The sequence below is a fragment of the Nitrincola nitratireducens genome (assembly GCF_000585235.1).
GTDB lineage: Bacteria > Pseudomonadota > Gammaproteobacteria > Pseudomonadales > Balneatricaceae > Nitrincola > Nitrincola alkalisediminis.
In genome coordinates this window covers 66,533-77,428 of the sequence record NZ_AONB01000023.1, presented here as the reverse complement: position 1 = coordinate 77,428, position 10,896 = coordinate 66,533, and the positions used below count along the sequence as shown (strand labels likewise).

The window sequence follows — 10,896 nt, the reverse complement described above, 5'->3', positions numbered from 1 at the left end:
TAGGTGCACACGTACTTAAATATTTTAAGTGGGAAAAAACACATGAATCTCCATGACTATAATGATTTGATCAATCTAGCTAAACAACAACAAGAGCCGCAACGACTGTTGTTTGTGTTCGCAAAAGCAGAATTGCCTGAAAATGCAAATGAGCATCAAAGAGACGAGTTTGCCCGCGGAGAGGGTGGTACATTGGTTCCCACACTCTGTGTAGATCGCACACCTGACGAGGTTGATCAGTTCTCTGTGCTCGTCAGCGAATCCGAGCAAACAGGATTTAGCTGGGACATTGTCTTTGTTGCAGCCATGGATGGAAGAGCTGGCATTCGTGCAACAAGCGAAGAATGCCTTCAACCATTGAAAATGATGATGCAACAGATCCAAATGGGGATGATTTCGAATTTCCTTGCAATGAATCGCAAGGGCGATGTTGTTCACCTTAACTGAGATTTTATATGACACTAAAAGCACGAATTGGCATTGTTACTGTAAGCGATAGAGCGAGCCAAGGGATATATGAAGATCTTTCAGGCGCCGCTATTATTGATACGTTATCTTCCTATCTGACCAGCCCCTGGGAGGCTGTCTATCGTCTTATCCCTGATGAAAAAGATGAAATTTCGGAGACTCTCAAAACCTTAGTGGATGATGAGAAGTGTTGTATGGTGATTACCACAGGTGGGACAGGACCCGCGGTTAGAGACGTGACCCCAGAAGCCACTGAGGCCGTGTGCGATCGATTAATGCCTGGTTTTGGTGAGTTAATGAGAATGGAGTCGTTAAAGTATGTCCCCACCGCCATACTCTCTCGACAAACAGCCGGACTTAGAGGGAATAGTCTACTGCTGAATTTACCCGGAAAACCAAAAGCGATTCGTCAATGCCTAGACGCCGTATTTCCTGCAATTCCGTATTGTATTGATCTGATGGATGGCCCATATCTTGTCTGTGATGAAAAAGTGATAAGGGTTTTCAGACCAAAAGATTCCTTTCCACAATAACGGGTCGCATTGTTTATTACCTGAGAGGTATTGCCGCCTCCTTGTTGATATGTTTTTCTATAGAATAACGTTGTAAATCTGGAGCTCTAATGCCGTTCATTTTAATTCTTCTGCTACTTCTTCCATTATCTACGTATGCGGCCAATCCAGTTCGTATTGCGGCGGCAGCGGATTTACAACTGGCGCTGCCTAATATTGAAAAAGCCTTTAAAGAGAGTCATCCTGATAGCAATATCAGTATAACCTTCGGCTCTTCCGGTGTTTTTACCAGCCAGTTGCGCCATGGGGCCCTTTTGAGCTGTTTTTTTCCGCCAATTCAGAGTTCGTCGAGCTACTTTATAATGAAAAACTCACGTTAGATGCAGGTACTCGCTATGCTTTTGGTAGACTTGCATTTTACACTCAAGATGCCCTGTCTGCAGATTCAGCATCAGAGGCACTTTTAAAATGGCAGGAAAATGCACACTCTAGCGATAAGCTCTCAATTGCCAACCCGCTACATGCACCCTACGGCATGGCTGCGATGGATTGGCTACAGCATTGGTCTGTTAAGGACACATTACAGCCGCGACTTGTTCTAGGCGAAAATGCAGCTCAATCCGTTCAGTTTGTTCTCTCCGGTGCCGCTCGTGCGGGTATTGTCGCTTGGCCTTTACTGGCCAGCCGGAGGGATCTTCCCGGCCAAGCGTGGCTGATTCCTGAGTCTGAGCACATACCGCTTGAGCAAAAAATGGTATTAATGAAACATGCGACGCCTACAGCACATTCATTTTATGACTTTATGCAAACTACTACGGCTAAGAAAATACTGATTGAACATGGCTTTGGAGCACCTTGATGGAGCTACAAGCACTCGAAATCTCCTTTCGATTGGCCATGCTCACTAGTCTGTTGCTTTTACCGATTGGCATTGGACTGGGACGTGTGATTGCGTGGAGTCAGCGCTCTTGGGTACCTGTACTGCAAAGTGTGATTTTTTTACCCCTAGTACTCCCTCCCACTGTCCTTGGTTATTATTTCCTAGTGGCCTTTTCAGGACAGGCTCCTCTTGGTCGTGCATGGGAAAGCCTATTTAACTCATCTCTAAATTTTAGTTTTCAAGGCTTGCTCATCGCATCCATCATCGCGAACCTCCCGTTTACCGTTCAACCTATACAGCACGCTTTTAGCGCTATTGATCGAGAGTTACGTGATGCGGCAAGAACCTGTGGACTCACACCTTGGCAGACCTTTTGTAAGATTGAGCTACCATTGATTTGGCCAGGGCTTGCAGGTGCATTTGTTTTAACCTTTGCACATACCCTAGGTGAGTTTGGCGTAGTGTTAATGGTGGGGGGCAACTTAGCCGGGGAAACACGAACTCTGTCTATCGCTATATATGATCAAGTTCAGGCCTTTAATCTGGATGCCGCTGGCCAAATGGCATTGGTACTGCTCACGCTTGCATTTATGAGTTTGCTCCTACTGCAGAGTTTAGGGCAGTTCCGTCAACGGAGAAAAACATGAGCTCCGAGCTAGATCTGGACTTTTGTCTTGAATCAAAAGGAAAGATCCCATTAAACGCCAAGCTTCGTGTACGAGCAGGTGAGTTAGTTGCCCTACTCGGCCCATCTGGAAGTGGAAAAACAACACTGCTACGATGCTTAGCAGGATTATATACCGATGTCATAGGACACATTCACAGCGGTAACACTCAATGGTTAAGCAGTCAGCACAAGATACAACTGAGACCGGAGCAACGCTCTCTGGGAATGGTCTTTCAAAGCTATGCACTGTTCCCCCATCTTAACGCCTTACAAAACGTGATGATTCCACTGCAAAAGCACTCGAAAGCAGTCGCAAAACAAAATGCCTTGGACTGGTTAGCACGTGTGCATTTAGCCGGACTGGAGCAACGTAAGCCGCATGAATTATCAGGCGGGCAACGCCAACGAGTGGCATTGGCCCGAGCCTTGGTCGCCAAGCCTCAATTGCTATTATTAGATGAGCCTTTTTCCGCCGTCGACCAAGCAACGCGCCACAAACTCCGTCGAGAACTGGCTTTATTACGTAGTCAGATTGAAGCGCCCACAATTTTAGTCACGCATGATCTTGAGGAAGCCCTGCAATTAGCTGATCGAATTTGTGTACTTCATCACGGTCAACTACTACAAGTTGCTACACCTGATGAACTGATGAACCACCCAACCAATCCGACAGTCGCTCGCTTGTTAGGCATGCATAATCTATTTAAAGGGATTGTAAAAAACATAACCGATCAGGAAATCATACTGGACTGGTGTGGCCTATACCTCCGTATCCCCAAGCAAAAACGCTATTCAGTGGGTCAAACGCTTGAATGGATGGCAACACCGCAGAGCCTAATTTTGCATCGTCCTGATCGCCCCTCTAACGGAGACAAAGAGAATCCTGTAGAAGGACGTATTGAAGAGATGGTTCTTTTAGGTCCACATGTCAGTATCAGTGTTCGTCCTCTTCATGCACCTGAATTACCTCTTAGATTCTACATACCACGCCATTTTGTTGAGCGTCAGAAACTGTATACAAGCATGGTTGTGTCACTGAGTTTATTAGGGGATCAACTTCACCTATTTGAAAAGCCCTAAGGCAATCACGACTTGCTTCTTATCTAAAAATTAAAGCGTTTTATTTATACCTATATAGTGTTACCTATTGAGATCAATTCCAATTATTCAACGTCTCTGTCAACCTATTGAGTAGCAGATTTCATATACCCTAGATTTTACTCAATACAGATTTCAAAAACCTTTAAAGAGGCTAAAAATGCAACCCTTTACCCATCTCAACGATCTCGGCCAAGCAAGAATGGTTGATATATCAGAGAAAGAAAGTTCTTCTAGAGTTGCTCAAGCACAAGCAGTCATTATGATGAGACCACAAACTCTCAGTATGATTTTGGAGAAGAAACATCCTAAAGGTGATGTTTTATCTGCTGCACGAATTGCAGGCATCATGGCAGCCAAAAAAACATCTGATATCATTCCTTTATGCCACCCATTATTATTAAACAAAGTCAATATTGATTTAATCCCCAACTTCAGTCTCCCTGGAATTAACATCATTTCAAAATGTAAAGTCGAAGGAAAAACAGGTGTTGAAATGGAGGCTCTAACCTCTGTATCCGTAGCTGCACTCACAATCTATGATATGTGCAAATCTGTCGATAAACTGATGGAAATAAAAAACATTTCCCTTCAAACAAAAGTGGGTGGTAAATCAGGAAACTGGGATAGGAACAACCAGATCTTCAAACAAATAGAAAATCTAAAAAAAGACATTCCTACCAATCTCTTAAGAATAGTATTTTTTGCTGACATAAAAGAAAAGTTAAAAACAGAGTCCTTAGACTTAAATCCAAGCGACTTAACAGGAAAAACCATTGACGATATCATTTCACACTTGAGTGAAAAGGGAGACATTTGGAAAACAACACTCAATGAAAAAAACATCCTATGTGCAGTAAACAAACAACTCGTCAAGAGAAACCACGTTATCAACCCAAGTGATGAAATAGCATTTTTTCCACCGGTCACCGGCGGCTAACAATCAATAACCAGGGGTGCCATCATGAATCAACTTACTAAAGTCCGAAATGTTAATTCAAACTTTCTAATTGATTCATTTGGGAGAAAAATTCGCTATATTCGAATGTCAGTGACTGACCGCTGTGATTTTAGATGTGTCTACTGCATGAACGAAGACATGAGATTTTTACCACGAGACGATGTACTAACCCTAGAAGAGCTTGGAAGAATTGCCAGCGTATTTTCAGAACTCGGCGTGGAAAAAATCAGACTAACAGGGGGGGAACCACTTGTACGCAAAGACATCACACAGCTGACAGATTACATCGGCACGCTCGGATTTAACGACTTCACAATGACGACCAACGGCAGTCAGTTGGTACATTATGCTCAACAATTAAAACAATGCGGTCTCACCCGTTTGAACATTAGTTTGGACTCTTTAGATCAAGATAAATTTCATAAAATAACTCGGACCGGTTATCTAGATAAAGTGATTAAAGGAATTGATGCCGCTATTACTCAAGGGTTTGAGTCGATTAAGATCAACACCGTCATCATGAAGGGTAGGAATGATGATGAAGTATTGAACCTAGTTGAGTTTGCTCGTGATCGTAATATTGACATTAGTTTTATTGAGGAAATGCCGATTGGTATCGTTACGGATCATAGTCGAAAAGAGACGTTCTGTTCCAGCGATGAAGTAAAATCTATTATTGAACAGCGCTACGCTTTAAAAAATAGCAATATCAAAACATCAGGTCCATCACGGTATTTCACCATGCAAGACTCATCGACTAAGGTCGGATTCATTTCACCTTATTCGCACAACTTTTGCTCCGAATGCGATAGAGTCAGAATAACAGCTGAAGGCAGGCTACTGTTATGCTTAGGAAATGAGCATTCAATTGATTTAAGATCAATACTTAGAAGTAAGAAGAATAGTAACCAAGCATTGAAATCTGCAATATCAAACGCTATTTTACTCAAACCAGAACAGCATTTATTTGATCAAGACAATCATATTCAAGTCTTAAGGCTCATGAATATGACGGGTGGTTGAAACGTTACTACTTTGGGCTCATTATGATCGACGTACTTTTATTAAAACAACTACATGTATTCCTTGCATTCTCTTCGGTCTTGTTTTTTTCAATACGATTCATTTGTAAAGAAATGGAAATACCCTTCATCCATTGGCGAGTTATGAAAGTAGCACCACATATAATAGATACTTTACTGCTTGCCAGTGGACTAACACTCGCCTGGACCTATCGCCTTTCCCCCCTAGATGCAAAATGGTTTTTATTAAAACTCACCCTAATATTTTTTTACATCACTTTCGGCTTTATGGCCATGAAGTCAAAAGCATTTCATTATCGTGTAATCGGTGCCAGCTTCGCTGGAGCTTTTGTTATATCAGCAATCTATTTAGCTCAATACAAACCCTTTTAGAGGATACAGTTTATAGTTGATGATCAAACAGCTAACTTCATGAACTCTTCGACATTATTGATGAGTATTTTTCGGCTTGACATATGAATAATTCCTTTCTGCTTAAGTTCAGCGAGTATTCTAGATAGTGTTTCTGGTTTCATTGCAAGTCTAGCCGCCAATTGACATTTTGGCATAGGTAGTTTTATTTCAACTGACTGAACACCACCCCCCTTTTCATAATTATCCTCTAATAACTGTTTAAAATAAATCAACAGTCTCTTCTTAGCCGGACAATTAATCATCACCTCAAGGTCATAATTTTTACGTTTAAGAGAGTCTGAGAAATACGCTAACAACTTCCGTGAGGCATCAATGTCTCGACTAATTATTTCTCTAAATATAACGGTTGAAAAACCTATCATTTGGGTCGTTTGTAAGGCTTCAGCAAAGTAGTGGTATTGGTGTGTTTGATCAAAAATCTCGGACTCAGCTAGAAGATGGCCTGATCGAACAATATCAATAATATGTTCACCTCCTTCCTGTGTGGGTCTAAATAACTTTACACTGCCTTTCACTATTAAATAGAACTTATCCGCCTCATCTCCCTCTCGATAGATTAAGCGATGGCTTGGAATGTGTATATGTTTGGCTCGTTTGATCAAACGCTGAGCGCCCTCTACAGCCATACAGCAGAACAACGCATGATTTTTGACCATACAGGCATTGGTACACATTTGCTCATCGGACCCATCAAAGGCTTGAGAATTACCAACGGAATCCAGAGTAGGGCAAATACGCATATACATCGCCTTTTTGAATAGGGGTCAATGGAGGTATGACAAGATAGCCGTCTGCTTCACTGGCGGTACTTAATACTCCTGATCCTTGAGATCCAGGAAGGATCGCGACGGTTTGATCATCACGATTGACTAGACTTACTCGAAGAAACTCTTGTCGAGCCAGCGTTTTACTACGACTAAAACCTGCTCGTATTTTATATTCGGTCAAAGGTTTGTATTTCATCCCCTGACATTGTCTTAAGTAAGGTAAAGCCAACACATCGAAGGTCACTAAGCTTGCTACAGGATTACCTGGTAGACCTAAAAATGGAACGCCATGCACGTCGCCAAATGCAAAGGGCTTTCCAGGTTTGATCGCCACTCCCCAGAGCGTTAAATGCCCCGATTGAGCTACGCAATCACGCACAAAATCAGCTTCTCCGACAGAAACACCACCCGTTGTGATAATAACATCAGCAATCTCACTGGCTTTTTGTAAAATCGCCTGCGTTGCAAGAGCCTCATCCTTTACAACTCCCATGTCGATGACCTGCATGCCCAAACTTTCAATACCGGCCATTAAGGTATAACGATTACTGTTAAACAATTTACCCTGCGACCAAGGTTGTCCGGGTTGAATTAACTCATCACCGGTTGCGAGAACTGCCACTTTTAACGGTCGAAAAACACTTACTTTATCAATACCTTGACTCGCGAGCACACCACACTCAGCCGGTCCTAAACGTACCCCTTTCGATAAAATTTTATCTCCGGGCTTTAAATCCTCTCCGGCTAAACGGATATGATCTCCTTTTGCCATAGATCCAATCAAATACACAACGTCATCATTTAACGGCTCTACATGCTCTTGCATAATCACCGTATCAGCTCCGAATGGAATAGGGGCGCCGGTAAAGATACGACAGCACGTCCCTTTCTCTAAAGGCTGAGCTAGCGACCCTGCTTGAATACGTTGACTAACGCGCATTGCTCTAGATACTGTGAGATCATCAAAGCTCAGTGCATATCCGTCCATCGCGCTATTATCAGTGGGAGGAACGGCATAACGAGCAATGTAGTCCTGTGCTAAAACACGACCCGATGCTTTATGAAGCGGGCAAACCTCAGCCTCAACAAGACATCTAGCTTCGAATAAAAGTTGTTGGACGGCTTCAGAAAGGGGCATTAATGACGTACTGCCAGCGGTATCACAGCCACACTTTTTACTCATGACCATTTCTAAACCTCATCTTCATACATTATCATTTCGTGACGCACAGTTTTCGACATCAGACACGAGGCCTGCAACAAAATTACATGGTTTTTGCCTTGCATCTAATTGCAATGAAATCAGTTCATTCCATGCCAGTCGACAGGCTTTTGGCGATCCGGGCATGGTAAAGATTACCGTTTTATTTGCGATGCCAGCTACCGCTCGCGACTGCATAGAAGACGAACCTAATGATTGAAAGGATAGCAAGCGAAATAGCTCTCCATATCCATCAATCAATCGATCAAATAATGGAATCAGGGCTTCAGGTACACAGTCACTTTCGTTCAGACCTGTACCACCATTCACTAAAATTGCATGAGTATTCGGGTCTAAAATCCAAGCGGACACAACGGCTCGGATGCCATATCGATTCGCTTTAACAAGTGTGCGATTCCCAACAAGGTGTCCAGCCGCCAGTATTCCATCTATCAACAATTGCCCAGCATCATCTTCATCAAGCACTCGTGAATCCGACACTGTTAAGACAGCAATATTTAAGGGTCGGAAAGGTGTATTGTTTTTCACATGCCCCATTATTTAGCCTTTTATTTGAAAACGTTTAAGTGATTCTTATTGCATAAGAGGAGATGTATCTTGGCCCATATCAATCCCTTCAATAGCAACCTCTGAAGCAAGTACCTGAATGTACTGCTTTAAGCAGCGGCGTGTGACACTCTCTTGGAGCATTTGTTGAATCGTAGTTTTTACTATTTCATAAGGCATTTGTTCACCCTCTATTCGCTGATCAATTGACACAATATGCCAACCGTAACGGCTCTCAATCGGAGAGGAATGCAAACCAACAGGCAGGTCTTTAATCTGCCGCTCAAACTCAGCAACGGTTTGCCCCTTGCTAATTTGACCTAACTGCCCTCCTTGATGCTTTGATTCACAGGCCGAATAACGTGCAGCCAAGGTGCCAAACCGTGACTCATCTTTTTTCAAGATTTGCAAAATATCCAACGCTGCGGCATAGCTAGAATCTCTAGTTTCTTGGTCATCTGGAGCGGCTGCCAGAAGAATATGACGAACAGCTAATAATGAAGGCGTTTTAAAACGCGCCATGTTCTGTTCATAGTAACGCTCACAAGCAGATGTATCCGGTTCAGGTATAGGAAGCTCTTTTTCTAACAACGAGGCTATACGCTGACTTTCATCCTCTTCCGTCAACCCTAGTTCAAGCGCTCTCATCTCAAGTAGCCGCTTAATGACTAAACTACGCGCTGCCGATATCCAAACCTGTTCAAGACTGTCACTAGGGTGATGTTGCATCTCGCGGGCAATATCCTCTTGATCGATAAGTTCATTTGCGACTTTAACGTCTGGAAATCTATGTCCAGATAGATCAATGTCAACTTGTGTTAATGGGATCATGTTCATGATTATCTCCAAAGACAAAAAGTCAGACGGGATCTAGTCCCGCCTAACAATAGGGATCAAGCGCGTTTACGAACCAATTGGTAACGACGTGTTAGATACTCAACGGGGGCACTCCATACGTGCACTAAGCGCGTGAAGGGGAAGACCACGAAAATGGTGATACCTAGAAAAATATGAGCTTTGTAGATTGGGTGCACACCCTCAATGTACTGCGCGGGGTTACCTTGGAAGGTGACCACAGCCTGGGCCCAATAGGATAACTGCTTCATAACAGAGCCATCTAAATGCCCCAAGCTTGCAACAATAGTAAGCATACCCAAGGTAACTTGAACCCAAAGAATGCCAATCACCAATGTATCTGCAAACGTTCCTGTCGCTTTAACGCGTGGATCTGTCAAACGACGCTTAAGCAGCATAAACGACCCAACCCAACACATCGCACCAGCAACACCACCCACCACTATCGCAATGATTTGTTTAGTGCCTGCGGACATAAAAGGCTCATACACCCATGAAGGAGTAAGAAGCCCTACTAAATGACCAAAGAAAATCAGCAATATCCCCACATGAAAGAGGTTGCTGGCCAGGCGCATACCGGATGAACTGAGCATCTGGCTTGAACCGGCTTTCCATGTAAATTGCCCGTGGTCATACCGTAACCAACTGCCAACTAGAAATATTGCCAAGGCAATGTAGGATATATCCCAAAGAACAAATAATTTAGATATTGCATAACCTATATCCTCTTATCCGAAACTGTTAAACAGTTGTCTGGAGATTCTGTACATGTAAGGTCTGCACACGACCTAACTCTGCACGCCTCTGCTGGATCACACCCGACTCCCCACAGGATGAACTCGTACTGTTTCCGATAAACTGCACCATTTCTTCTTCCCAGACTTTATCTAATGCTTCGGGTGTATCGTCTCGAACTTCGGAAGAAACACGTTCCGCAATTGATGTATCCTCAAACTCTGATCCAGCGATGATCAGTAAGGCTTCGAAAAGGAGTGCGTAAGCACTCTCTCTTTGCTTCAATCTCTCCCCAATTAAGGCAAGGATATGCTCTATCGAGCATAGCCACTGACGGATGTTATTGGTGGGCCGTGTTGACAAAAACTCTAGGAATAAAGGCAAATAGTCTGGCAACTCTCGGGCATCTATCTCGAGTCCTGCTTTTTCATATTCAGCCATTAAATTAACCATCGCCTGTCCACGATCTCTAGATTCTCCATGAACATGCTCAAATAACAGCAATGACACGGACCTACCACGATCAAAGAGCGAGACATACGCCTCTTGTGCCTCTAATACGTCCATCGTGCAAAGTTCATCAACGAAGGCGATGAGTTGTTCTAAAAGCTCACCGGACACGATGCGCTCTTGACGGAGATACGCAACCATCTCTACACGAGAATCACGCATTTCCGGTGATGGGTAATCAAGTAAATAAGCAATCACTTTAAGACTTTTCATGGAAT

Annotated in this window: 15 protein-coding genes; 9 read left to right on the top strand and 6 right to left on the bottom strand. The window is 43.3% G+C overall.

Translation table 11 applies throughout. The features are described from left to right. Positions 1 to 42 precede the first annotated feature (42 nt). The 9 genes from D791_RS16260 (at position 43) to D791_RS16225 (ending at position 6,001) form a co-directional block, all read left to right on the top strand. The gene (locus D791_RS16260) at positions 43 to 447 is read left to right on the top strand and encodes a hypothetical protein (protein ID WP_036513882.1); all 405 of its coding nucleotides are present in this window, start codon (positions 43 to 45) and stop codon (positions 445 to 447) included. A gap of 8 nt (positions 448 to 455) precedes the next feature. Further along, complete coding sequence (gene mog / locus D791_RS16255; protein WP_036513879.1) at positions 456 to 1,001, top strand: molybdopterin adenylyltransferase; 546 nt, start codon at positions 456 to 458, stop codon at positions 999 to 1,001. 89 nt (positions 1,002 to 1,090) lie between these two features. Beyond that, on the top strand, positions 1,091 to 1,360 hold the full coding sequence (locus tag D791_RS19305; RefSeq protein ID WP_051514635.1) for a type 2 periplasmic-binding domain-containing protein: 270 nt from the start codon (positions 1,091 to 1,093) through the stop codon (positions 1,358 to 1,360). After that, the gene (gene modA / locus D791_RS19820; RefSeq protein WP_081763925.1) at positions 1,300 to 1,839 is read left to right on the top strand and encodes a molybdate ABC transporter substrate-binding protein; all 540 of its coding nucleotides are present in this window, start codon (positions 1,300 to 1,302) and stop codon (positions 1,837 to 1,839) included. Before D791_RS19305 ends, modA begins: the two co-directional genes overlap by 61 nt. Next, on the top strand, positions 1,839 to 2,507 hold the full coding sequence (gene modB, locus D791_RS16245; RefSeq protein WP_036513876.1) for a molybdate ABC transporter permease subunit: 669 nt from the start codon (positions 1,839 to 1,841) through the stop codon (positions 2,505 to 2,507). The genes modA and modB overlap by 1 nt, the downstream gene beginning before the upstream one ends. Continuing rightward, positions 2,504 to 3,607 (top strand): ABC transporter ATP-binding protein, encoded by a 1,104-nt coding sequence (locus tag D791_RS16240; RefSeq protein WP_051514633.1) that lies wholly within the window; start codon positions 2,504 to 2,506, stop codon positions 3,605 to 3,607. The genes modB and D791_RS16240 overlap by 4 nt, the downstream gene beginning before the upstream one ends. Before the next feature lie 178 nt (positions 3,608 to 3,785). Further along, the gene (moaC, locus tag D791_RS19815; RefSeq protein WP_036513873.1) at positions 3,786 to 4,565 is read left to right on the top strand and encodes a cyclic pyranopterin monophosphate synthase MoaC; all 780 of its coding nucleotides are present in this window, start codon (positions 3,786 to 3,788) and stop codon (positions 4,563 to 4,565) included. Positions 4,566 to 4,589: 24 nt separating this feature from the next. Next, positions 4,590 to 5,609, top strand: coding sequence for a GTP 3',8-cyclase MoaA (gene moaA, locus D791_RS16230; RefSeq protein ID WP_051514632.1), 1,020 nt, complete (start codon positions 4,590 to 4,592; stop codon positions 5,607 to 5,609). A 23-nt stretch (positions 5,610 to 5,632) separates the two neighbouring features. Then, positions 5,633 to 6,001, top strand: coding sequence for a SirB2 family protein (locus D791_RS16225; RefSeq protein WP_157682413.1), 369 nt, complete (start codon positions 5,633 to 5,635; stop codon positions 5,999 to 6,001). 23 nt (positions 6,002 to 6,024) lie between these two features. Here the strand turns inward: D791_RS16225 and D791_RS16220 are convergent, their stop codons facing one another. The 6 genes from D791_RS16220 to narJ all read right to left on the bottom strand — a co-directional run bounded on the left by D791_RS16220 (position 6,025) and on the right by narJ (position 10,891). Next, complete coding sequence (locus tag D791_RS16220) at positions 6,025 to 6,783, bottom strand: Crp/Fnr family transcriptional regulator (RefSeq protein WP_036513868.1); 759 nt, start codon at positions 6,781 to 6,783, stop codon at positions 6,025 to 6,027. After that, positions 6,749 to 7,993 (bottom strand): molybdopterin molybdotransferase MoeA, encoded by a 1,245-nt coding sequence (locus D791_RS16215; protein ID WP_081763929.1) that lies wholly within the window; start codon positions 7,991 to 7,993, stop codon positions 6,749 to 6,751. Before D791_RS16215 ends, D791_RS16220 begins: the two co-directional genes overlap by 35 nt. Before the next feature lie 21 nt (positions 7,994 to 8,014). Then, positions 8,015 to 8,569, bottom strand: coding sequence for a molybdenum cofactor biosynthesis protein B (moaB, locus tag D791_RS16210; protein WP_036513865.1), 555 nt, complete (start codon positions 8,567 to 8,569; stop codon positions 8,015 to 8,017). Between the two features lie 36 nt (positions 8,570 to 8,605). Beyond that, positions 8,606 to 9,415 carry a peptidylprolyl isomerase gene (locus D791_RS16205; protein ID WP_036513862.1) on the bottom strand — a complete coding sequence of 270 codons (810 nt, stop codon included), beginning with the start codon at positions 9,413 to 9,415 and terminating at the stop codon, positions 8,606 to 8,608. Positions 9,416 to 9,471: 56 nt separating this feature from the next. Then, positions 9,472 to 10,101, bottom strand: a complete 630-nt coding sequence (gene narI / locus D791_RS16200) for a respiratory nitrate reductase subunit gamma (protein WP_337588682.1) — start codon at positions 10,099 to 10,101, stop codon at positions 9,472 to 9,474. 73 nt (positions 10,102 to 10,174) lie between these two features. Continuing rightward, positions 10,175 to 10,891, bottom strand: coding sequence for a nitrate reductase molybdenum cofactor assembly chaperone (narJ, locus tag D791_RS16195; RefSeq protein ID WP_036513860.1), 717 nt, complete (start codon positions 10,889 to 10,891; stop codon positions 10,175 to 10,177). Positions 10,892 to 10,896: the final 5 nt, after the last annotated feature.